The organism is Putridiphycobacter roseus, assembly GCF_003234935.1.
Lineage (GTDB): Bacteria > Bacteroidota > Bacteroidia > Flavobacteriales_D > Crocinitomicaceae > Putridiphycobacter > Putridiphycobacter roseus.
Map to the genome: position 1 here is coordinate 21,491 of NZ_QKSB01000008.1, position 22,910 is coordinate 44,400.

At 33.9% G+C, this 22,910-nt stretch carries 21 protein-coding genes; 9 read left to right on the plus strand and 12 right to left on the minus strand.

Annotated features, from left to right (window positions below):
• The first annotated feature begins 3 nt into the window (after positions 1-3).
• On the plus strand, positions 4-1,695 hold the full coding sequence (locus DNU06_RS12675) for an adenylate/guanylate cyclase domain-containing protein (RefSeq protein ID WP_111063785.1): 1,692 nt from the start codon (positions 4-6) through the stop codon (positions 1,693-1,695).
• 3 nt (positions 1,696-1,698) lie between these two features.
• Here the strand turns inward: DNU06_RS12675 and DNU06_RS12680 are convergent, their stop codons facing one another.
• From DNU06_RS12680 to DNU06_RS12700, 5 genes are read right to left on the minus strand one after another with little or no spacing between them, the layout of a single operon-like run.
• Positions 1,699-2,613, minus strand: coding sequence for a hypothetical protein (locus DNU06_RS12680; RefSeq protein WP_111063787.1), 915 nt, complete (start codon positions 2,611-2,613; stop codon positions 1,699-1,701).
• Complete coding sequence (locus tag DNU06_RS12685; protein ID WP_111063789.1) at positions 2,610-3,200, minus strand: RNA polymerase sigma factor; 591 nt, start codon at positions 3,198-3,200, stop codon at positions 2,610-2,612. The genes DNU06_RS12680 and DNU06_RS12685 overlap by 4 nt, the downstream gene beginning before the upstream one ends.
• Positions 3,201-3,206: 6 nt before the next feature.
• On the minus strand, positions 3,207-3,929 hold the full coding sequence (locus DNU06_RS12690; protein WP_146239237.1) for a hypothetical protein: 723 nt from the start codon (positions 3,927-3,929) through the stop codon (positions 3,207-3,209).
• A gap of 54 nt (positions 3,930-3,983) precedes the next feature.
• Positions 3,984-4,475, minus strand: coding sequence for a hypothetical protein (locus DNU06_RS12695; RefSeq protein WP_146239238.1), 492 nt, complete (start codon positions 4,473-4,475; stop codon positions 3,984-3,986).
• A gap of 57 nt (positions 4,476-4,532) precedes the next feature.
• The gene (locus DNU06_RS12700; protein WP_111063795.1) at positions 4,533-6,839 is read right to left on the minus strand and encodes a TonB-dependent receptor; all 2,307 of its coding nucleotides are present in this window, start codon (positions 6,837-6,839) and stop codon (positions 4,533-4,535) included.
• A gap of 141 nt (positions 6,840-6,980) precedes the next feature.
• Here DNU06_RS12700 and DNU06_RS12705 point away from each other — a divergent pair, with 141 nt between their 5' ends.
• Both DNU06_RS12705 and crcB read left to right on the plus strand, forming a co-directional pair.
• Positions 6,981-7,571 (plus strand): phosphatase PAP2 family protein, encoded by a 591-nt coding sequence (locus DNU06_RS12705; protein ID WP_111063797.1) that lies wholly within the window; start codon positions 6,981-6,983, stop codon positions 7,569-7,571.
• Positions 7,559-7,924: a fluoride efflux transporter CrcB gene (gene crcB, locus DNU06_RS12710; protein ID WP_111063799.1), complete on the plus strand. Its 366-nt coding sequence runs from the start codon at positions 7,559-7,561 to the stop codon at positions 7,922-7,924. The genes DNU06_RS12705 and crcB overlap by 13 nt, the downstream gene beginning before the upstream one ends.
• Here the strand turns inward: crcB and DNU06_RS12715 are convergent.
• The 7 genes from DNU06_RS12715 to DNU06_RS12745 all read right to left on the minus strand — a co-directional run bounded on the left by DNU06_RS12715 (position 7,921) and on the right by DNU06_RS12745 (position 17,886).
• Positions 7,921-8,523: a hypothetical protein gene (locus DNU06_RS12715; protein WP_111063801.1), complete on the minus strand. Its 603-nt coding sequence runs from the start codon at positions 8,521-8,523 to the stop codon at positions 7,921-7,923. The two genes, crcB and DNU06_RS12715, sit on opposite strands and share 4 nt — an antisense overlap.
• Positions 8,524-8,587: 64 nt before the next feature.
• Positions 8,588-12,337: a PKD domain-containing protein gene (locus DNU06_RS12720; protein ID WP_111063803.1), complete on the minus strand. Its 3,750-nt coding sequence runs from the start codon at positions 12,335-12,337 to the stop codon at positions 8,588-8,590.
• Positions 12,338-12,410: 73 nt separating this feature from the next.
• Positions 12,411-14,261 carry an amino acid ABC transporter substrate-binding protein gene (locus DNU06_RS12725; protein WP_158526890.1) on the minus strand — a complete coding sequence of 617 codons (1,851 nt, stop codon included), beginning with the start codon at positions 14,259-14,261 and terminating at the stop codon, positions 12,411-12,413.
• The gene (gene guaA, locus DNU06_RS12730; protein ID WP_111063807.1) at positions 14,258-15,787 is read right to left on the minus strand and encodes a glutamine-hydrolyzing GMP synthase; all 1,530 of its coding nucleotides are present in this window, start codon (positions 15,785-15,787) and stop codon (positions 14,258-14,260) included. Before guaA ends, DNU06_RS12725 begins: the two co-directional genes overlap by 4 nt.
• Before the next feature lie 98 nt (positions 15,788-15,885).
• A complete protein-coding gene (locus DNU06_RS12735) occupies positions 15,886-16,686 on the minus strand; it encodes a hypothetical protein (RefSeq protein ID WP_146239239.1) in 801 nt (266 codons plus the stop codon).
• An 8-nt stretch (positions 16,687-16,694) separates the two neighbouring features.
• The gene (locus DNU06_RS12740) at positions 16,695-17,525 is read right to left on the minus strand and encodes a hypothetical protein (protein WP_111063811.1); all 831 of its coding nucleotides are present in this window, start codon (positions 17,523-17,525) and stop codon (positions 16,695-16,697) included.
• A 22-nt stretch (positions 17,526-17,547) separates the two neighbouring features.
• Entirely contained in the window at positions 17,548-17,886 is a 339-nt protein-coding gene (locus tag DNU06_RS12745; RefSeq protein ID WP_111063967.1) for a MerR family transcriptional regulator, read from the minus strand.
• Between the two features lie 229 nt (positions 17,887-18,115).
• On the opposite strand from DNU06_RS12745, the gene DNU06_RS12750 reads away from it, so the two are divergent.
• From DNU06_RS12750 to DNU06_RS12775, 6 genes are all read left to right on the plus strand, one after another.
• Positions 18,116-18,673 (plus strand): IS1096 element passenger TnpR family protein, encoded by a 558-nt coding sequence (locus tag DNU06_RS12750; RefSeq protein WP_111063813.1) that lies wholly within the window; start codon positions 18,116-18,118, stop codon positions 18,671-18,673.
• Between the two features lies 1 nt (position 18,674).
• Positions 18,675-19,382 (plus strand): class I SAM-dependent methyltransferase, encoded by a 708-nt coding sequence (locus tag DNU06_RS12755; protein WP_111063815.1) that lies wholly within the window; start codon positions 18,675-18,677, stop codon positions 19,380-19,382.
• Positions 19,379-20,260, plus strand: a complete 882-nt coding sequence (locus tag DNU06_RS12760; protein ID WP_111063817.1) for a TraB/GumN family protein — start codon at positions 19,379-19,381, stop codon at positions 20,258-20,260. The genes DNU06_RS12755 and DNU06_RS12760 overlap by 4 nt, the downstream gene beginning before the upstream one ends.
• Before the next feature lie 144 nt (positions 20,261-20,404).
• A complete protein-coding gene (gene ccoS, locus DNU06_RS12765; RefSeq protein ID WP_111063819.1) occupies positions 20,405-20,566 on the plus strand; it encodes a cbb3-type cytochrome oxidase assembly protein CcoS in 162 nt (53 codons plus the stop codon).
• The gene (gene ccoN, locus DNU06_RS12770; RefSeq protein WP_111063821.1) at positions 20,566-22,728 is read left to right on the plus strand and encodes a cytochrome-c oxidase, cbb3-type subunit I; all 2,163 of its coding nucleotides are present in this window, start codon (positions 20,566-20,568) and stop codon (positions 22,726-22,728) included. Before ccoS ends, ccoN begins: the two co-directional genes overlap by 1 nt.
• Positions 22,729-22,739: 11 nt before the next feature.
• Positions 22,740-22,910 (plus strand): CcoQ/FixQ family Cbb3-type cytochrome c oxidase assembly chaperone, encoded by a 171-nt coding sequence (locus DNU06_RS12775; RefSeq protein ID WP_111063823.1) that lies wholly within the window; start codon positions 22,740-22,742, stop codon positions 22,908-22,910.

The window sequence follows — 22,910 nt, forward strand, 5'->3', positions numbered from 1 at the left end:
CAAATGCAAGAAGCGATAATAAACATATTAATTTTCAATAACAATGACCAAGAAATTGAGTTATTAAAAGAATATCTTATACAACCGAGTAACAATATATTTATTGCCAAAACAGAAACCGAAGCGAAGTTGATATTGGATACAAAACATATAGGTATTGTTTTGCTTTCTACGGATATCAGTGACATCAATCATCTAAAATTTATAGATGAGATCAGTAATATCAACCAAAATAAGGATTGTTTTACAATTATTACTGGAACGGTAACCGATAGTGCTTTACACTTGGTGCAGGGGTTAAATAAAGGTGCAGTTGACTTTATTACCTTACCGTTTATGAAAAACATTGTTATTGCAAAAATAAATGTTTTTAAACGATTGTATTTTAAGAATAAAACCATTTTATCACTCCTTGAGAATATTTTACCAGAAGCGGTTTTAACGGAGTTTAGACAAAACAATAAATACACCCCAAAACGGCATTCAAATTGCGCCATTTTATTCACCGATTTCATTGGATTTTCAAAAAAAGCCCGAGATTATTCTCCACAAGAATTATTGAAAGTACTAGACTATTATTTCTCTAATTTTGACCTAATTTTTCAAAAATACAATATCGAAAAAATTAAAACTATTGGAGATAGTTATATGGCTGTTGGTGGCTTGAACGCAAATGAAGATGAAACGGAGTTAAAGATGACTTTAGCTGCCTTAGAAATTAAAGCATTTGTTAAAGAAGATATTAAAAAGAGAAAACAAGCTGGCAAAGATTTTTGGGAAGTACGCATTGGCATACATTCTGGTGATTTAATAGCTGGTGTTATTGGCAGAAAAAAGTTTGCTTTTGATGTATGGGGAGATTCAGTAAATGTTGCTTCTAGGTGCGAAGCGTTAGCTCCCCCAAATGAAATTAATGTTTCAGAGCATTTTATCCGTAAAATAAAAGATTTCTTCAACTGTACAGAAAGAGGTCCAATTGAAGTAAAGAACATGGGAAAGATTAACATGTTCCTTATTAACGACATTAAGCCAGAATTTAAATTAGACCAACAAGGCTTATTTGCCAACTTAACCTTACGTGCTAAAGCGCATTTGTCAAAAATTGACTTTAACGGCATTCGATCTTATATTATTGACAAGTTAACAAAAGAGCTTCCAAAAAATTTAGTCTATCATTCATTAGATCACACACTAAATGTAGAACAAGCAGTTATTAAATATGCTAACCTTGAAGGAGTAGATGAAGAAAAGATCATACTCCTAAAAACTGCCGCTTTATTTCACGATTCCGGATTTTTAGTGAAATATGAAAAAAATGAAAATATTGGTGTACAATACTTTAAAGAAGTGGCAAGCACCTATGGATACGCTAAAGCGGATATAGAATTCGTATCGAGAATTATTATGGCCACAGCCAGACTAAGACAACCTATTGACATCTATGAAAATATCATTTCGGATGCAGACCACGACTATTTAGGCAGAAGAGATTACCATATTACCGCGCAAAAGCTAATTCAAGAAATGGCAGCATATGGCTATGTTTTGACCGAAATTGAATGGTTAGAAAAACAGATTGATTATCTAGCGCATACGCATCAATACTATACCACATCTGCAAAAAACATTAGAAAAAAGGGAAAACAAAAACGAATTAATGAACTAACTACTTTACTAAAGAAAAAGCAAGTCTAATCATTATTTTACTTCATAAAACAAGTCTGAAAGGCCCATTATCTCTTTTACCTGGTAAACGATTTCAAGTACTTTAGCTGCATTATTACTCTTGTCTCTTTTTTTCCTCACGTTTGCAACAACTACATTCTCTAAAGAAACAGCATTACTCGTTTCCTTTAATTGATTTCGACTTTCCTTCCCACTCGACACTTCATTATAATCTGTTGTAGTAACCACTTCTTCTAAGTCTTGAAAACTAGCTTCAGCATCTTTCTCCAGGGAAAGACTTGGGCTAATCGCTAAGTCATCTTCCATTTCATCCGATTCAGGCGCTGTACTAATCATTCTTGGTGCTTCTGCTGCTATATCAAAATTTTCAACAGCTATTGGTGCTAATTTGCTTTTATTGGCTAAATCGTCGCTTACAGCTATTTTTTCTAATTCGGTTTCTGGTGGTGTTAATTTTGTATCTGGAAAAAAAACAGAAGAAGAGTCCAATACCGTACGCTCACTATTTTCTACTATTTTATTAGGTAATAATACCTCTTCCACTTTTGAATTTACAGCTAACTCCTGTTTTTGAATAGGAGATTCAAACAGATTGAATAATCCAAAAAGGAGTAGCGCCAAACCAGTAAATTGTATAGCGGGATATTGGTACCAAGGTTTTTCAGTTGGAAATAAAAAAGTAAAAAAAGAATGCCTCCAACTTGTACTTACCTGTTCAACACCGTGCAGTTCATGCATGAATTTTTCTTGCAAGTTTTCACTAGCTACAATTTTTTGATCTTGAACATAAAGCGCAGTTTGCCCTAGAAACTGTTTCAACTGCTCATATTCCTTTTCATTTGTAGCCATATCCTTTATCATATCAAGTTCTTCTACACTTAATTCATGATAGGCCTTATATTTTATCCATTCCTCTACACGCATCATTTTGCAATTAATTTTTGGTATACCGCTAATTGCTCGGCTAAATATTTGGTGGCATAATGTAAACGAGATTTTACTGTACCTTCATTCAAGGTTAAAACTTCAGCTATCTCTTTCATACTTAATCCATCTTCATGTCGCAACTTAAAAACTTGACTATGTTTTTCGTTCATCTCTGCCAATTTCTGCTTTAATTTTTGCCCAAAATCTTGTTGGTCATATAGTTCATCTGCAATAATATTCGAATCTTTTGGCTGATAATTGTCCTCCGGTTCTTCCCTTACATTTTTTCTAACCTCCTGTTTTTTATATTCATTTTTACAGCGATTAAAAGCAACAGAAAAAACCCATGTTTTAAAATTTTTACTGGCATCAAATAAAGCGGGCTTTTGAATCAGTTTTGAAAATATGTCCTGTGTGGCATCTTCCGCTTTTTCTCTATCTTGCCACAATTTATTATAAAAAAAATTGACTAAATGATTGGCATATCTATGGTAAATTTGTTCCAAGGCTTTCTTATCCCCTTTTTGAAAAAGTAGCATTAATTCTTCATCAGAATAGGTTTTATAGTCCTTTTTAAATAAACGCATTAAAATTTAATCATTTTCAAGTATTTCCTTTACTTCTTTTTCAACCAATAACTTTTTTGCCAATTTTAAAATATCCTTTTTTAAGGTAGTTAAATTACGATTCGTTTTATACAGAGTTATTAACGGAGGAAGCATATTTTTATATAATAATTTATCCGAATTTGTTAAGGACATTCCAATGACATTTGCATCCAAATAGGCTTGATAAAAAGCCATTAACTTTTGGTTAGTACTTTTATTTTGCGCCGCCACTGTAAGTCCATTCAAATAGTAATCTCGCCAATAAGACTGCTTAACCGTGGTACTGATAACTGCAGCAGGGTATTTTTTTAATACATAAAGGAGGTTACTCCTAGCCTCTCCTTTTTTTAATTTCAATTGTAGTGAGTTATTCACAAAGTTGCGGTATGCCTCTTCATCCATTAGTTTTAAACTAATCACATTAATGTCTGTTCTGTTTTTTTCTAGAACTTGAAGTATTTGAATTGGGTAAGTATCATTTTCAGCATTTGTAATTAATAGGCTATTTAAAGGCAGATTTTTTAATAGCAAGCGATAATAAGCAAAAGTAGCTGCATTGTAATAAGGAGCCAATGCCTTTGCCTTTTCTTGTAATACCGTGGGAGCATCTTGTTGACAAACAGCCAATTTAAAAGCATTTTTTTCTAAAGTCTGGCCAAAGAGTACTTGCGTCAACATAAAACACATAAAAGCCAATCGATATCCCATATTCCTCTTTTTTATTTTATGTACAATTTACTTTGAATAAAGTTCAAATTAATTTTAAAAAATACGATAACCAACTTTAAAAGCTCCCCAAATATTACTATCACTGTTCTTGTTAAATTGATAAGCAACCTCCAAAGACCAAGAGAATTTATTTCTTTTTATTTTATGTATACCAATAGGAAAGTATAGATTATGTTGGTATCCTTTACCGTCCTTAAAGAAAAAAGCATCCATAGCACCAAAATAAAAGGTAGACCCCATGATAAACTTACCCGCTAAATGGTATTTTGCTCCAGCAAAAAAAGAATAAGGATGTATACCATTTGTTTGAATCCCCATACCTCCTTCTAAATCTAATTTGGAATCAATAAAATAATCGGCCGATACAAATCCCCAGCCTGTAGGACCTAATATTCCTACATTTAGACCAAAAGGGTGTTTTTTTCTTCTATTTTTTAACCAATCCGGTTTTTCAATATCCGCAGCACTTAAAGTGCTCCATGGTCCAAGCGCCAATAATAAAACACCGACTAATAATTTACTCATTTTTGCTTTCATACTGCATTTAACGTAATTCTTATGCAAAGTAACAAAAATCAAGCCTTAAAAACGCCATGAAAGCGCGATACTTGGCATAATAGGCAATTGATAAACTGTTTCTGCAGTCACCCTATTGATGTAAAATATATTTTCTTGGCTATAAGCATTTGTAACACCAGCAATAATTTCCCAACGCATGCGCTCATGTTTTTTAGATTCAATAGTCTTTTTAATATTAATGTCCAATCGGTGATAAGCTGGTAATCTACCTGTATTTAGGTTTTCATACAATAAAGTCAAATCTGAATTATTAGCAGTCACATAATTATCACCTACGGTACTTATGGTTGGTACGTCTCCTACACCTGTCGTTTTCTTAAAAGGTAAGCCCGAACCTAAATTCCATCTTACACTTGCTTCCCAAGAGCCATCTTTACCAAAATTATAAGTGGAAATTACATTTACATTATGTCTTCTATCAAAAACAGGGTAATACGTATCAAATCCATTCCAACGGGTAACTTTCCCTAAAGAGTATGCTGTCCAAAAATAAAACTTTTTAGTACTATATTTAAATACAAAATCAACCCCCATTGCTTGTCCATTTTCAATGATAAATTCTTTTTTAAATAAATCACTTTCATTGGCATTTTCAAATGTGTCTTCAAATAATTTATTTGGATTCAAATTCGTTAATTGAGTAAACCATTTATAATAACCTTCAATATTCAAGGACATTTTTTTAGTCAGATCATACTCTGTTCCAAAAATCAAATGATATGCTTTTTGTAATCCATTTTCAATATCTACAGTTTCGCCATTACTTTTAGTAAATTCTTTAGGATAGTTACTTGGTGAATTTAAAAATCCATAAAATAAGTTTACCACATCTCGATCCGAAGTTGTACTTACATAATTTTGGGTGAAATATCCACCCGCCATTTTAATTCTCCAGTCTTCAGTTAAGTTATATTTAGCACCTATTCTTGGTTCTGGAGAGATAACATTCCCTTCAGGATATATTTGCAGACGTATACTAGGTTCAAAAACAAATCGGCCAGACACTTTTTTATAACTCAAATACAAACCTGCTTCCGGTTCATTATTTGTAAGCTGAATTGTTTTATTCTCACTATTTGACGTCTTATAATCTGTCAAGAAATAATTAAATTGAAATCCAAAATCAATCTGACTTTTCTCCTTTAAAAAGTAAGTAAAATCAAAAGCCATTTCAAACCCCTTAATTGCGGAGTAACGTTCTGGTAATTCTAATTCATCTAGGGTAATATCATACTGGGAGTAATTTATTCTACCTTTCAAATATATTTGAGAAGATTGGGGTACAAAAGCAAAATTTGTCCCAACCCCATAACTGTTCCAATTTAAATCACTTACTGCTTGGTATTTCACTTGGTCATTAAAGGAAAAACCAAACACATTAAATTGGTTCCCACTGCTTCCTGCAAAAGAAACTTTGCCATACAGATCCATAAAATTAAATGGAAGTCCGTCCCCATCATTCACATATGGATAAATTGCTTTGGATGTTTGTTCTAAAAGCGACATTTTAGAGGAAAGAATAAAAGAAACATTATCTTTTTTAGACAAGGGGCCTTCTAATAAAACTTTAGTGGTAAATGGTGATAAACCAACCAATCCTGAAAGTCTTTTACTGTTCCCATCTCTATATTTAACATCCATAATAGAGGAAATTCTTCCACCATATTTTGCATTAAACCCACCAGTATAAATATCTGCAGAACGAATTAAGTCGGTTTCAAATACTGAGAAAAACCCAATGGAGTGAAACGGGTTATAAATGGTCATTCCATCTAATAAAATTTTATTTTGAATGGGTGTCCCCCCTCTTACGTACACTTGTCCACCTTGATCTCCCGTAGAAACCACTCCAGGTACGGTTTGAAAGTAAGTCGCAATATCTGCTTCCCCTCCTGTTGTTGGGACTCTTAAAATATCTTTCTGTGTTATTTTAATCACGGAAGTCTGCACGGAAGTCTTTTTTTCTTTTTGTGCACCACTCACTTCCACTGTTTTCAGAAATTTCCCTAAATCTAAATCAATATTTAAATTTAAAATTTTATCTTTTTCAATAACAATTGTTTTTTCAAATTCAACAAATTCAACATTCGTCGCCGTTAGCGTATAGGTCCCAACTTTTATTTTTGGGATAGAATAAAAGCCATTAAAATCCGTATTCACTCCTAATTCTAATTCTTTAATATATACCCTTACAAATGGTATTGCGTTCCCATCTTCATTACTTTTAATAAATCCACGAACAGTTCCTGTTTGTCCAAATATTTGCAATGAACATAAAGTAATGCTTAAAAAAATAAATATTTTTACCATAAATTAACTTAAAAAGTCAAATATAGCATTTATATGTTTTATGCACACATTTTTTATCCTTCACTGAGTGATGTGTATTATTTTATATATTATCGGTAAAAAATAAGTGAATATCATTAGCTTTATACCTTAATTCGCACCATGATTGAACAACTTGAGCGCATAGACAGAAGCGTTTTTCTTTTTTTAAATGAGTTGGGACACCCATATTTAGACATGCCAATGTGGTATATCAGTTCCATTATTTTGTGGGTACCATTGTTTATCTTCTTCTTATACTATGCTTATAAAAAAGCTGGTTATCCATTTGTTTTGTATATCTTTTTTGGAATGGCATTTTGTGTTTTACTATCGGATAGAATTTCAGTTGAATTTTTCAAAGAAATTTTTCAAAGAGTTAGGCCAACACATAATGAAGATATTCAGCATTTAGTCCATACTATTATTAAACCAAATGGGCATGAATATAGAGGCGGATTATACAGTTTTGTATCATCTCATGCTACCAATTTTTTTGCCATTGCTACCTTTCTTTTTTTTAATTTCAAGCAGTATAACAAGTTTTGGTGGTTAATTTTCCCTTGGGCTATTCTTATTGGTTATAGTAGAATATATTTAGGTGTACATTATCCAGCAGATATTATTGGTGGTGCTATTTTAGGCTGTACAATTGGCATTTTCCTTTACAAAATTGGTAAATACGCTTTTAAATCGAAAACATGGTTAAAATAATACTCTATATATTTTTAGGAGGTGGCTTAGGTAGTTTATCTCGTTTTGCTTTGAGTAAATCTACCTTTACTAGTCTACATCCTAAATTTCCAATTGGTACCCTTTTGGCTAATTTATTTGCCTGTCTGCTACTTGGACTTATCATTTATTTGTCCAGAGAAAAACTGGATCAGAATATATTCTTAAAATACTTTTTAGTGATTGGATTTTGTGGCGGCTTCTCTACCTTTTCTACTTTTGGATACGAAACAGTTCAATTGATGAAACAAGGCATGTATCTTTTAGCGTCTCTCAACATAGTATTAAGCTTGGGACTAGGATTTACGATACTATGGGCTTTAGTAAAAGCTTAGCTTTTTGCCAATTTCTTAATCCTATCTTTTAATAAACGCCACAACAATTTAGCATCCTTTTCATTTAATTTTTTTCCAAATCCAATGGATTTTCCATTTGCATCAAATATCAAAGCATCCGTTCCTTGGCGCCAGAACGCATTTTCATAATCGAAACCAAATGAAAAGGTTTTGTGCTCCACTAAATCAAAGTTTTTCACATTATCAATAAAATATTTATTGGCTTTTCCATAAGAGAAAATCCCATGTTTAATGGTAATTTCATCTTTTGTGATTTGTATTAATTCCTTTCCTTTCCAAAGCCATAAAAAACCTTTGAGTACTTTAAATTCAAAATACATCCAGAAAGCAACAAAAACTAATAAATAAATCTTTTGATTTCTTAAAACCTCGGTAATATCTCCTTCAATTTGTGAATTATCAATACTATCCATTCCAAAGAACAACAAATAGATCATATAAAAACCGATAATGGTAAAAGCCATTAACCAAGCAAACAACAATGCTTCTTTCCATCTTTCTTTCAGCGGACTTATAATTACCTTACAATTGTCTTTTTCATCAATAACCAAAATTCGATTCCCAATTGATTTTTCCATTTTGCAAAAATAAAAAAAGGGAAGACCTAACTTCCCTTTTTATTAAAATATATTTCTTATGCGGTTATTTCATCATCAAGATTGTGCCTTTAAAATCGTATCTATTATCATTTACGATATCTTTTGCATCAATAATCCAAACATAATTTCCGTCGGGTACTAACTTTCCGTTATTCCCGTATGTTCCGTCCCATTCTCCATCTTTATCAAAAGATTCAAACACCAATTCTCCCCATCTATTATAAATGGTTAGGTGAAAATCGTACACATCAATACCGTCAATATAAACACGCCATGTATTATTAAATTGATCCCCATCTGGCGTAAAAATATTAGGTGCATATACATTCACATCATTCAAAACAGATATGGTACCGGTAGTAGCATCTGTACAGGCATTTTCATTCCAAACTTGTAATTCAATTGGAAATATACCAGGAACTCCTTCTGGATATTTAATCACTGGGTTTTGATCTCCACTACTAGAAGGTATTGGTCCCCCGGTAAAGGTCCACAACCATGCTGTAGGATCCCCTTGAGAAAGATCTGTAAAAGTTGCGACTGTGCTAAATATTGACAATGAATTTGGGGATGCCATAAACTTAGCTACTGGTAATTCAAAAACTTCAATATTATTATTAATGTCTCCATAATAATTACAACCATAATCCGAGGTCATTTCCACCGAAACACTATAGATACCAGGTTGCTCAATACTATGTTCTAAATTTGCAGCGCCATTGGTTGTTTTTGTTGCATTCCCTAAAAAATCCCATTTAGTGGAAACCAAACTACTAACCGGGCTTTGGGCAGTACCATTACTATAACTTACATTATTAATTATAAATTCTAACTCAGAACATCCTTCCACTTTATCTTTTCCAGTTGTATTGTCAAAATAATAATCAAATACAATTGGTGCAGGTGTTGAAATCACAACAAAAGTATCAATAGAAGGAGACCCACAAGCTTCGGACATATTAACAAATAAAGTATCCGTATTTTGAGGCACATAATTTACCGCAATACCAGTTCCTAAACCATTACTCCAATTAAAAGTATATGTTCCATTCCCTCCAGTTCCGGCTACTGAAAGTGCAATTGGTTCATCTGGACAGATAACTTCTGGTGGTGAGATATACGTAAAGGACAAAGGATCAGGCTCACCTATTATTACAGTAGTATCCGCTGTACATCCCGCACCATTCAAACCACTAGCGAGCACTAAGTCATAGGAACCTGCAAACAAACCATTAAAATTCATCATACTTTGAAAAGTCAACCCGCCATCATTAGAATATGAGTTCGCACTTGGTGAAGAAAGAACAATTGAACCTGTATTAAGTGTATAACAATCTACATCCGTTAAAACAACATTGATTGGCAATGCAATAATCGTCACATTAACAAAAGCAGACAAGGAACAAGTTAAACTATCAATTCTGTACTCATATAAACCAGCAACCATTGTACCTGGATCAACAGGCATGGCAATTGGGTTTCCACTTGGATCAAACCAATTCCCAGTATTCATTGGCGTACCAGCTAAGTGAGTAAATAAATCTTCCGGCATTCCATCCAAACAAAAACTAACCATAGTATCTTGACCTGGATCTAGAACTGGGCCTAAAAATACTTCCACATCATCTGTAGTTATACAATCAGGATGTCCAACTGGATAAGAAGTCAAGGTATAAGTGGTTTGAACTGGTGGATCCACTACTGGATTCACCACATTTGGATTTCCTATAATATTTGCAGTAGGTGTCCAAGAAAAATTAAAACCACCATAACAATCAGCAACCACACTTTGTGGATTAGTATTTGGAAATCCAATCACGCCATCAGAGTAAATTAAACTGCCATCAGGTGCATATAAATAGATTTCACATTCACCAATAAAATTCCCCGTATTGTTAAAATCGAGTGTTATCGTTTCACCATGTGTCATTGGCAATGTAATCCAAATAGAATCTGCGGGTGGACCAGGATAGTTAACTGTACCACCAGCCACTGTAGTAATATCAATAGTATTTCCATTCCAAGAATCCCCAAATGAATCAAATAATAACAATCTATAATCGCAAGGATCATCTGTTGGTCCAATTGCGATTGGAGAGCCACCACACATAGTAGTATCTAACCCAGCTGAAATATAAGTTAAACCATCCACTGTAATTGTAATCGTAGAATCAAAAGTACATCCAAAGTTATTGGTTGCAAAATAAGTATAATCGTAAGACCCTGCAATGGTTGGCGTAACTGTAATTGTATTTAGGTCTGCAGAGTTTGACGCAATATAAGGACTAGATAAATCCCAATAAGAGGAATCTGAATTACCACCTGTTGTAGGGGTAAATATAGTAGCAGGTGGATACAAAGCGGGATCAAAATTAATCGACCACCCAGGTATTGAACCATCATCTCCGCCCCATAAATCGGTAAATAGTAAATTCCATGTTCCGTTAATTGGACAACCATCTAGAGCTGCAAAACCAAGCGGGTCAACAGGTAAGTAATTTCCAGATGGAATGGAAGTCCCACCATTTGGATTTGCTACTGTATTTCCATTTGCAACAGCTTGAACCCATGTTTCTGTAGACGTTGCATCAAAACAGTAATTCCATGGCACACCAAAAGTTGTTGGATCTACACAGTCAATGGCGCTAGACGTTACCGGGCTACCCAAGTCTATTCCGCCGCCACCTTGCTGGTGTAAGGTCATGATTTGACCCGTTGGACATTGTACTTGCAATACAAAATCACCAATAAAAGAATGTTCAATATCTACACAAACACTAAATACATCTGGATTAGCATTATCTAATATTATATTTGAAAAACCAGTAATTGCCAAAGGCGTTGGTTGAACCACCCCAGTTACATCTTCCATACAATTATCACTATTCTGCACACTGAGTGGAAAACCAGACCATGTGGAATCATAATAAGTAGGATTTGCATTTAACGTAATGGATTCTCCAATACAAAGTGTAGTATCAAAAGGAAAAGGGATAAATGTAGGATAAGTTGAAACATAAACTCGAATGTCAGTAGCATTTGAGTTTACGCATCCATTATCATCTAACACCACTAATTGAACAATATACTCTCCCGGATTTGAAAAATAATGTGTAATTGGACCACCGGTACTTATGGTATCATTATCTGTTCCATCTTGCCATTGCCAAATCCATTTCTCTAAAGTAAAAAGTCCACTCGGACCAGCAGTAGAACCATTATCTTGGAAAGTAACTGTTTCCCCAACACAAATGGCGATAGAATCTCCAGCTGCATTGTCGGCATTTACAATCATGCCAATTGCATTTGGCGGATCACATGGTGTTGCACATGAGACCGTACAAGAAAAATCGCCAACCCCTTGATTATTGGAATTAAAAACTATGGTTAAGCAACCATTACCAGCAGGATTTAAAGCTAAATTTGCTCCAAAAACATCTCCAGCAGATAAATCTCCAGCATAATAAGTTCCTAAGGTAAAAGCTGGATCTGCTGTTGCAGCATTATAAATGGTAATATTATCTGCATTCGTAGTATTAGGAACAGTACTCGTATTTGTTCCATCAAGTGAAAAAATAGTCCAAACTAGAGAAATGTAATCTCCTGGTGTATTAGGACAAATGGTTAGCGTTTGATTTTCATTAAGACCGTAAGGGCCTCCAGCACCTGTACCCCCTGAATCAAAGACAGTTTCCTGACAAGTTGTCGAGTTAAAAGTTGTCCCCATAATGAGTTGGCCGTACGAATCCAACACAAAAAAGATGGAACAAAATAATAAAAATAGGTATTTCATGATACTAAGATAACAGTTTTATAGCAAAAAGACGAGACATTTTACAATCAGTTGCCAACAACGTGTTATAAAATTACCAAGAAATGAATTCTAAGTTATAATTTTTATAGGCAATGATACAAACCGCAATATTTTCTTTGCCATCCATTGGTGTGACAGCAGAAAACTCAAAATTATTTTGAACCAGATCTAATTGGTGCTGTGCCAAATAATTATCAAAATTTTCACCATATAAATAAAGGGCACTCAAAAAGTAATACCCAATATCAAACCCTTGCACACCTGAGACCGTTGGATCAATACCATATTTTTTTCTATATACAATATTTAAATTATTTACCTCATTGGAATCTTCGTTTAAGAAACGATAGGAAGCGTAATGCTGCTGTGTTCTCATGCGGTGTTTCATATCAATATCATCAATTTTATTCCAATCCTCCAATCCACAAACAATTACCTTTAAATTTTTTGCATAAGTATTTGAATTTAAAAAATTATTTAGTTGTGTAAAAACTGAAGTCACAAACGTCACATCAGTAGATGGTACAATAACAATATTTACGGTATCTTTTCTCAGTTTATAATTAAATTCTTTTCCGCTACTAGAAACCATATTAATCTCAACCAAAGTCGCAGAATTGGTTCCTGGTTTTTTAACCGCAGCATTATATCTTAATTTAGTATGTTCATACAAGGCCATATCCGAATCCAAATTAGGCTTTACAATGGCAATATGATACGGACTATAACTATCCACAATATAATCCACCATTCCATCCATCTGTGACATGTGTGAACCAGTAGTTTTATAAATAAATGGATTGCGATACAAAACTTGATTGGTAGTATTTACCGGTAACACCATAGGCACTTTATGGATTTTGCAATAGTTTGCTACAATATCAATAGAGCCAGAAAAGAAAGGCCCTACGATCATATCCATATCTGTAAATTCACTTTTCTTCAATATAGATTTAACCACTGTAGTGTCTCTTTTTGTATCATACACGTAAATTTGCGCGTTAAGTCCTGCTTTTGACAAAGAGTCAGCCGCCAATAAAAACCCATGGTAAAAGTCAGCTGCAATCGCCGTAATTGGATATAGTTTTTCTAATTCTCCAATCTTAATTGGCTTGTTCATATAAGACTTATTTACTTCGGTCATTAAAGGAAGCAATAAGGCTATTTTATAAACTGGTTTTTTAATTATTTCTTTTGAACCTATTGGTTTTGGAGAAAAAATAAAATTTGTATCCACAAGATTCGCATTAATATCATAATTCACCTTTTTGACGGGTACAATTATTACATCTCCCACTTTTAAATTTTCGACAGATTTTTTATTTAACTTTCGAATATCATCTGGCGTAACCATGTATCTTTTTGCAATAGCATACAAAGTTTCGTGCGCCAAAACGACATGCTCCACCAAGGTATCCTCCTTAAATGTGCTTAAGTCTTTTTTAGCGGTAACTTCAGGATCATCCAGTAAAACTTCCTTTACCTCCTCGATTTCACTTGACTCATTTTGTTTTGGCAAAATAATTATCTGTCCAATAGCAATATCACTTTCTTTCAAGGATGGATTAATATTTTTTAAAACAGGAACACTGGTATTATATTTAGCAGCAATCCGGTATAAAGTCTCCCCTTTTAAAACGACATGTTTTTGATAATATTTCTTATTATCATAGGATACGGGAACCAATAATTTTTGACCAACTTGTAGTCCGTTATCAATCCCCTCGTTTGCAGCCGTAATTTCTTCAATAGGCACATTGAATTTTTTATGGATACCATACAAAGTTTGCTTTTTCTCAACATAATGAACAAAATATTTCTTTCCATTAATTGTTTCTACGCTTTGCTGTGCAAACCCTGCAAGACTTATACTGATTAAAAATACTACTAATAATTGTTTCATTCCCATTCTATAGTTGCTGGCGGTTTAGAACTGATATCATAAGTCACCCTATTAATACCTTTCACACCATTAATTATCTTGTTTGATATCTCCGCTAAAAAGTCATAAGGTAGATGTACCCAATCCGCAGTCATACCATCTGTTGATTCTACTGCACGCAAAGCTACCGCTTTCTCATAGGTTCTTTCATCCCCCATTACACCAACAGATTGTACCGGCAATAGAATAACTCCTGCTTGCCAAACCTTATCGTATAAATCCCATTTTTTCAACCCACTAATAAAGATATGGTCAACCTCTTGCAAAATCCGTACCTTTTCTTTCGTGATATCGCCTAAAATTCTAATTCCAAGTCCTGGACCAGGAAATGGGTGACGACCAATAATTATTTCTGGAATTTCTAAAGAACGTCCTACTCTTCGCACTTCATCTTTAAATAATAAACGTAAAGGCTCTACCACCTTTAACTTCATAAAATCAGGCAAACCACCTACATTATGATGCGACTTTATGGTCGCTGAAGGTCCACCGGTAGCAGAAACGGATTCAATAACATCTGGATAAATAGTTCCCTGACCTAACCATTTAGCACCTTCTACTTTATGAGATTCTTCATCAAAAACTTCAATGAACATTCCCCCAATAATTTTTCTTTTCTTTTCTGGATCAGACTCTCCGACTAAGGCTTCGTAAAATCTATCGGCAGCATCTACTCCTTTTACATTTAAACCTAATCCTTTATAGGATTCCAACACGGTTGCATACTCATCTTTTCTTAACAAACCATTATCCACGAAAATACAATGTAAATTAGTACCAATCGCTTTATTTAATAGAAAAGCCGCAACAGATGAATCAACACCACCAGACAAGCCCATGATCACTTTATCATTACCCAACTTTTCTTTTAAAGCCTTCACTGTTGATTCCACAAAAGCATCAGGTGTCCAATCTTGTGAACACTTACAGATACCTACAATAAAATTCTCTAGTAATTTTTGACCATCTAAACTATGGTATACTTCTGGGTGAAATTGAATCCCATAAGTCGCTTCATCTTTAATTTTAAACCCTGCAAACTCCACATCATGGGTACTACAAATCTTTTCGAAATTAGCTGGCAACTTCGCTATGGTATCCCCATGACTCATCCAAACTTGTGAATTTGATGCGACACCTTTCATCAAGCTATCCTCACTAACAAAGTTTAAATTTGCACGACCATACTCTCTGATTTCGGAAGGCAACACTTCGCCACCAAAATTTTGGGCCAAATACTGGGCTCCAAAACAAACACCTAACAAAGGTATTTTTCCTTTATATTTTTCAACTTGCGGTTTTGGCGATTTCTCATCTCGTACTGAAAACGGACTACCTGACAAGATAACCCCCTTTACAGCATCATCCAAATCAGGTGCTTTATCCCAAGGATGAATTTCACAATAAACATTAAGTTCTCGTAATCTTCTAGCAATTAATTGCGTATACTGAGAACCAAAATCAAGGATTAAAATTGTTTCTTTCATTGGGCAAAGATAAAATAAGTATCATATTTTGACACTTAAATTTATCTAAAAAAACAAAGGATTATCAACAAATAACAAAAAGTGATAAAATTTTAGATTCAAATATCAAAACTCTGCACTAACCAATCTTCTAGATTATCTTTTTGAGGCTTTCCGTAAAACTCATTTAAATAAGAGGTTATTTCTCTTAACCTATCTTCTTTTGGTTTATCCCCACCTTCAGCAATAATAATATGCACTTCTGACTTTAAAATATCTAAATCAGGAAATACGGGCGTAAACTTTGCCAATTTCTCACCAGTTGCTTCATCCATATAATACAAAGACATCTCTAATTTCTGAACAGGTATCGCCTCATTGTCAATTTTAAAAATATTATCTCTATCCAAAATAACCTTGTTACCTGTAAAAGGCAGTTTTTTTCGAATAACTTCCCCTTTATATTCATACGCTAAATAAAAAAAACTTTTTTCATTTTGGGGGTACGCTTTTTCACTGATCTCTAGCGCTAACTTTTCTAGCACCAAATAATTCCCTGAAAAATGATTTTGTAGGTCAATTTTATTAATCAGCGCTCCTGATCTTGAAGCAATATTATTAGTTGCAGGCAACACAATAGGCTTACCTTTTTTGGCTTCTGACAAGACAAATCGCCCTCTAATTTTATTAATTATAGCAGCCCTTGCTTGTGCAGAGTTAAACTTTATTGGCGTACCTTCTACATAAGCATCACCTTGTTTCATATCTGATGCTGTTTTCACAAACATAATCTTCCCATTCACCCGAATTACTTTATAACTATTTTCCGTTAACGATTTCAAGGACTCTTGCTGATTCATCATTGAAAAAGCGCCTAATCCAAAGACTGCAATTGCAATTAAGTTTAATTTTGTTCTCATGGTCATCATCATTTAAAATTAATATTTTTATCTAAGCCCAGCGCAAACTCTTTTTCTAGCCAAGCATTTAAATTATCTTTTTGCGGCTTGCCATAAAATTCAGTTATAAATGCCGCTACTTCATCAATCTGTTTTTCTTTTGTTAAATCTTTCACTCCTTCTAACAGCACTGTCACTTCCGTATTCAAAAGTGCTTCCTTTGGAAAAACTGGATAAAAGGTACTTAATTTAGTCACGCTTTCCCCCTTCTTATAATACAACGTCATTTCCGTCTCAAAAGTTGCGACACGTTTGCCATCTATCTCAAAAAGCGAAGCTTCATCCAATAATACCGTCTGCCCATTCCTCATCAATTTCTTTGCTATACGTTCTTCACCATATGGATAAGTCACATATAAAAAATGGGATTCATTCAACGGAAAAGTCTCCTTACCCAGTTTAACATTTACAGGCCCAATAAAAACACAAGTATCTGAAAAGAAATTAACCACATCTAAATAGTTAATTAATGCACTTCCACCTGACCTCGGCTTAATATTATTTGTAGCAGGCAATACTATCGCTTTACCTTTTGGACTTGGCTGAAGAATAAATCTCCCCCTAATGCCATTCACTATCGCTGCCCTATCTCTTTTTGTCGAAAAACCAATTGGTGTTCCCTCCACATAAACGCCTCCAGTTTTTAAATCAACACCAGAACTAATAAAATAAATATTTCCATTCACTTTTATTATCCTAAATGCGGTTGCATCATAGGACTTTTCAGACACTGTTCGTTGCATGGACAACACTAGCACAACAGTCAAAAGCAAGCCAATAAAATTAACAATTCTTTTCATTCCAATAACCTTATATCAAATATCATTCCACATCAACCTTTAAAGCCAAGAGTTTTAACTTTAATTTCTCTAGTCTTTCCATCACCTCTAAATTTAAAGGAAGTTTTTCATTTTTCTTTGACAATTCTTTTTTTGCACCATCTAAAGTAAATCCTTTATGCTTAACCAATTGATATATCTTTTCAAAATTTCTTATATCATTTGGCGTAAACATCCTATTGCCTTTTTTGTTTTTCTTTGGTTTAATAACAGAAAATTCTTTTTCCCAAAACCTTATCAATGAAGCATTCACATCAAACATATCGGCTACTTCACCAATAGAATAATACAATTTAGTCAATTCAATGTTTGCAATTTGCATAATATCAAAGATAAAGAAATTAGGTGGATTCCCATAATTTTGCAACTCAAATTGAATAAAAATCTGTTTAAAAACCACTTACAAAATAAAAATGTCACTTTTTTACATTTTTCAATCCAGATTGGTGCTACTTTTTTTTCGTCAAACAAAGAAATGTGAACAAAAGACGTACATATTATACTGGAAAGCCAATAAGTTTAAATAATTTTGCAAATTAAATTCCTGCAATATGTCCACATATAAATTTAGGGTATTATTAGACAACTCAGATCACGAAGAAATTTTCAGAGATATTGAAATTGACGGTGAACATAATTTTGAAAATTTTTACCAAAAAATAATTGAATCTTTTTTCTTTCAAGGTGACCAAATGGCGTCGTTTTACGTCAGCAATAATGATTGGGACAAAGGAGAAGAAATTGGTTTGTTTGCACTTGAATCGGAAGATTCTTTCGAACCTTACCACATCATGCAAGAATCAAAAATCAAAAACTTTGTCGATAAAAAAGACCAAAGATTCATTTTAGTCTATGACTTCTTAAAAATGTGGATTTTCTTAATTGAACTAATTCACATTGACGAGACAGCAACACTTGCTGCACCAGAAATCATTCTCTCGATAGGTATTGCACCTAGAGAAGCGTCAAGAGAAATTGACTTTGGTTTGCCTTCCACAGATTCTGGAGATGATTTTGGACTAGGCAATGACTTTGATGATATATTCTCGGAATTTGAAGACGAGGAAGACTTTGAAGGTTTTGATAATATTGACGATTACGACATATAATATGTTTGACAAAGACCCGATTGGAAGAGCCATACAAGAATTCGAAAAAAATAACATTCTTGAGGATATTATAGTGCATTCAGATTTATGTGAGGATGATTTCATGAGCGTCCCTTATTTATTTCGTTCTTATGAAGAAATGCCACCAATTGAAAAAAAAGCTTTAGACCTTTGTAAAGGTAAAATATTAGACGTAGGTGCTGGAGCAGGCTGCCACAGTAAATACTTAAGCCAGCAAAACATGGATGTCACAGCAATAGACACATCCGCTGGAGCGATTGAACACCTCTTGGCATCAAACATACATGCTATAAATATTGATTTTCACCATTTAAAAAATGTGAAATTTGACACGGTCTTAATGTTAATGAACGGTATTGGTATCGCAGGGAAATTAGACCACTTAAATCAATACTTAACCCATGCTAAATCCTTATTAAACCAAAACGGTCAAATAATATGTGATTCTACAGACATCCAGTACTTATACGAAGACGAAGAAGGCGGTACCTGGATAGATTTAAACAGCCATTACTATGGCGAAATGGAATTTCAAATGTCATATAAAGACACAAACTCTGACTGGTTCAACTGGCTTTACGTTGACTTTGAAACCCTTACGGAAGCAGCTAACAAAGTTGGATTGAAAACTGAAAATTTAATCGACTCCGAAAACGGTCAATACCTTGTAAAATTAACCATGTTATGAAAGCAATAATCATCCCCATTTTCCTCTTATTATTCATCTTTTGCAGCTGTACCACAAAACCAAAAATTAAAGTCGCTAACAATGATAACTCTTTGTTATGGCGCGTGAGTAAAACGGGGTTTAAAGATGCTTATATTTTTGGCACCATGCACATGATCGAAGCCGAATACTACGACTTCACGAAGAACATGAAAGCCATGATTTTAAATAGTGATGCAGTAATCATGGAATTAGACGGCATGCCCAACCCCATTCAAGCCATTCTACTGTTAAAATTAAAGACAGGGACGCTATCAGATTATTTCACACCAGAAGAATGGTCAAAAATAAAGCAGTTTTACGAGAAAGAATTCGGATTATCCGAATCAAATTTTTTAGCTACTTACGAGAATTTTAAACCCTTCTTTCTATTTCAATCCATGACACAATCCTTTTTTGAAGGAGAGACAGAGTCATACGACATGAACATCATGACGTTGGCAAATAAAAATAAAATTCCAATCATAGGTCTAGAAACGTTTCAAGAACAAATTGGCTTTTTTGACTCGATTTCCAAAGATGAAATGTCCAACATTGTAATGGAAAGTCTAGCTTCCTTTGAAAAAGACAAACTTGAATTTAAAAAATTACAAGCATTATACGCCGCGCAAAACATTTCAGAAATGATGCCTTTAATGAAAGAACAATCACCTGAGTTTATGAAATTCGAAGACTTATTTCTAACCAATAGAAACAAATCCTGGATACCAAAGTTAAAAACTGAATTTGAGTCAAAAAGCTGTTTTGTAGCAGTTGGTGCGGCGCATTTGTTCGAGAAAAATGGCCTATTAAACCTTTTAACACAAGAAGGATTTAAAGTAACTCCTATTCACAAATAATGTTAATTATTCAATTATTTTATTAGCTTTAATCCCTGAAAAGAATAATTAAATTATAAACTGACAATTATCATGCTTTTTAGTGGGCAAATTCATTTTTAGTTTTCCACTTGATTGATATTTTTGTCGCAAATTAGATTTGTTATGCAAATTATATTCTTATTAATAGCTGTAAGTACTTTATTGGCCTTGTTTTTTTTAGTTTCCTTCATTTGGGCAAACAGAAAGGGACAGTTCGAAGACACTTATGGTCCTGCAGTAAGAATGTTGTTTGATGATGAAGATAACATCAAAAAGGATAAATAATGGAATCAGAAAAATTTTATTACGACAATAAAATTGTCAAGTATTTTTTAATCGCGACAGCGGCTTGGGGAATTACCGGTATGCTGGTAGGGTTGACGATAGCCTTAGAGTTAGTGTGGCCATCTATTAACATTACCAGTTGGTTAAGTTTTGGTAGATTAAGACCATTACATACAAATGCTGTAATTTTTGCTTTTGTTGGGAATGGGATTTTTACAGGGGTATATTACTCCATGCAAAGGTTACTAAAAACGAGAATGTTTTCAGATAAACTGAGTTATATTAATTTTTGGGGTTGGCAATTAATTATCGTTGCCGCAGTCATTTCTCTTCCTATGGGCTATAATACTTCCAACGAATATGCGGAGTTAGAATGGCCAATTGATATTGCCATTACTTTACTCTGGGTAGTTTTTGGAATTAATATGGTAGGAACCATTATTGTAAGAAGAGTTAAACACATGTACGTTGCCATTTGGTTTTATATTGCCACGTTTGTAACTGTTGCTGTTTTACATATATTCAGATCATTCGAATTGCCATATTCTTGGTTCAGTTCATACCCTGCATTTGCGGGTGTTCAAGATGCACTAGTACAATGGTGGTATGGTCATAATGCAGTAGCATTTTTCTTAACTACACCATATTTAGGTTTAATGTATTATTTTGTACCTAAAGCAGCTAACAGACCTGTTTATTCGTATCGTTTATCTATTATTCACTTTTGGTCATTAATTTTCATTTATATCTGGGCTGGACCACACCACTTATTATACACAGCTTTACCAGACTGGGCACAATCCTTAGGTGTTGCTTTTTCTATTATGTTATTGTTCCCATCTTGGGGTGGTATGTTAAACGGTCTTTTAACACTAAGAGGTGTTTGGGATAAGGTAAGAGATAGCGCGGTATTGAAATTTATGGTTGTAGCAATAACATGTTATGGTATGGCTACTTTTGAAGGACCAATGTTATCTTTAAAAAATGTAAGTTGGATTGCACACTATACGGATTGGATTCCTGCACACGTTCACATTGGTGGACTTGGATGGAACGGTATGTTAACCTTTGGTATGATGTACTGGTTAGTACCAAAAATGTGGAAAACGGAACTTTATTCAAAAACATTAGCGAATACGCACTTTTGGATTGCCACTTTAGGGATATTACTTTGGGCTATCCCAATGTATTGGGCTGGTTTTACACAAAGTTTAATGTGGAAAGATTTTAATCCTGATGGCACTTTAACACACCCTAACTTTTTAGAGACTGTTACACAATTACGTCCATTTTACATGATGCGTGCATTGGGAGGATTATTATATATTACTGGTGTAATATTAATGTCTTATAACTTAATTAGAACTGCAAAAATAGGGAACTTTGTTCCAAATGAAGCAGACGCTGCTCCGGCATTGCTTAACCCTAAAAAAGGTAACAAGGGAGAGCACTGGCACTCATGGTTAGAAAGAAGACCTGTACAATTTGTTGGTTTAAGTTTAATTGCCATTCTTATTGGTGGTATTGTTGAAATAATCCCAACCATGATGGTAAGTTCAAATGTTCCAACCATTAGTACGGTTAAGCCATACACACCATTAGAATTGGAAGGTCAAGGTATATACATTAGAGAGGGATGTAATAATTGTCATACACAAATGGTTCGACCATTTAGGGATGAAGTATTAAGATATGGTGGTTCAGAAGGTTCTCCTTCAAAAGGTGGAGAGTTCGTTTATGCGCACCCACACTTATGGGGATCTAAAAGAACTGGTCCAGACTTAGGTAAGTCGGGTAAAGGAAACGCATACAACAGGGGAGAATCTTGGCATTACAAGCACATGATTGATCCAAGAATTGTTTCTGAAGGTTCTATTATGCCTGCTTATCCATATTTAAAAAACCCATTGGATTATTCAAACTTAGAAAGTAAAATTAGTACTTTAAGAAAACTAGGTGTTCCATATCCAGAAGGGTTTGAAGCAGAAGCGGAAGGTTTATTAAAAACACAAGCGGAAGAAATTTACCAAGCAATTATCAGTCAAGATACTGAGATTAAAATGGCGAATCCTAACATGGAATTAATAGCGCTTATAGCTTATTTAGAGCGATTAGGTTCTGATGCAACCAAAGTGTTAACAACGGATATTCAAGTTCAATAAATAATAAGGATATGTTAAAATATATAAAAGGACATTTAACTTCTATTGATGGCATTGAAATTTACCCCATCATATCGCTAATCATATTTTTTGCATTTTTTGTGGGATTAATATGGTACATCATTAAGTTGGATAAAAATAAGATAAAGGAATTAGAAAACATGCCTCTAAATGAGGACTAA

Excerpts from the sequence above, each read along its gene's own strand:
- DNU06_RS12675 (WP_111063785.1), top strand. The coding sequence starts at position 4 with ATGCAAGAAGCGATAATAAACATATTAATTTTCAATAACAATGACCAA.
- DNU06_RS12680 (WP_111063787.1), bottom strand. The coding sequence starts at position 2,613 with ATGATGCGTGTAGAGGAATGGATAAAATATAAGGCCTATCATGAATTA.
- DNU06_RS12685 (WP_111063789.1), bottom strand. The coding sequence starts at position 3,200 with ATGCGTTTATTTAAAAAGGACTATAAAACCTATTCTGATGAAGAATTA.
- DNU06_RS12690 (WP_146239237.1), bottom strand. The coding sequence starts at position 3,929 with ATGGGATATCGATTGGCTTTTATGTGTTTTATGTTGACGCAAGTACTC.
- DNU06_RS12695 (WP_146239238.1), bottom strand. The coding sequence starts at position 4,475 with ATGAGTAAATTATTAGTCGGTGTTTTATTATTGGCGCTTGGACCATGG.
- DNU06_RS12700 (WP_111063795.1), bottom strand. The coding sequence starts at position 6,839 with ATGGTAAAAATATTTATTTTTTTAAGCATTACTTTATGTTCATTGCAA.
- DNU06_RS12705 (WP_111063797.1), top strand. The coding sequence starts at position 6,981 with ATGATTGAACAACTTGAGCGCATAGACAGAAGCGTTTTTCTTTTTTTA.
- crcB (WP_111063799.1), top strand. The coding sequence starts at position 7,559 with ATGGTTAAAATAATACTCTATATATTTTTAGGAGGTGGCTTAGGTAGT.
- DNU06_RS12715 (WP_111063801.1), bottom strand. The coding sequence starts at position 8,523 with ATGGAAAAATCAATTGGGAATCGAATTTTGGTTATTGATGAAAAAGAC.
- DNU06_RS12720 (WP_111063803.1), bottom strand. The coding sequence starts at position 12,337 with ATGAAATACCTATTTTTATTATTTTGTTCCATCTTTTTTGTGTTGGAT.
- DNU06_RS12725 (WP_158526890.1), bottom strand. The coding sequence starts at position 14,261 with ATGAAACAATTATTAGTAGTATTTTTAATCAGTATAAGTCTTGCAGGG.
- guaA (WP_111063807.1), bottom strand. The coding sequence starts at position 15,787 with ATGAAAGAAACAATTTTAATCCTTGATTTTGGTTCTCAGTATACGCAA.
- DNU06_RS12735 (WP_146239239.1), bottom strand. The coding sequence starts at position 16,686 with ATGAGAACAAAATTAAACTTAATTGCAATTGCAGTCTTTGGATTAGGC.
- DNU06_RS12740 (WP_111063811.1), bottom strand. The coding sequence starts at position 17,525 with ATGAAAAGAATTGTTAATTTTATTGGCTTGCTTTTGACTGTTGTGCTA.
- DNU06_RS12745 (WP_111063967.1), bottom strand. The coding sequence starts at position 17,886 with ATGCAAATTGCAAACATTGAATTGACTAAATTGTATTATTCTATTGGT.
- DNU06_RS12750 (WP_111063813.1), top strand. The coding sequence starts at position 18,116 with ATGTCCACATATAAATTTAGGGTATTATTAGACAACTCAGATCACGAA.
- DNU06_RS12755 (WP_111063815.1), top strand. The coding sequence starts at position 18,675 with ATGTTTGACAAAGACCCGATTGGAAGAGCCATACAAGAATTCGAAAAA.
- DNU06_RS12760 (WP_111063817.1), top strand. The coding sequence starts at position 19,379 with ATGAAAGCAATAATCATCCCCATTTTCCTCTTATTATTCATCTTTTGC.
- ccoS (WP_111063819.1), top strand. The coding sequence starts at position 20,405 with ATGCAAATTATATTCTTATTAATAGCTGTAAGTACTTTATTGGCCTTG.
- ccoN (WP_111063821.1), top strand. The coding sequence starts at position 20,566 with ATGGAATCAGAAAAATTTTATTACGACAATAAAATTGTCAAGTATTTT.
- DNU06_RS12775 (WP_111063823.1), top strand. The coding sequence starts at position 22,740 with ATGTTAAAATATATAAAAGGACATTTAACTTCTATTGATGGCATTGAA.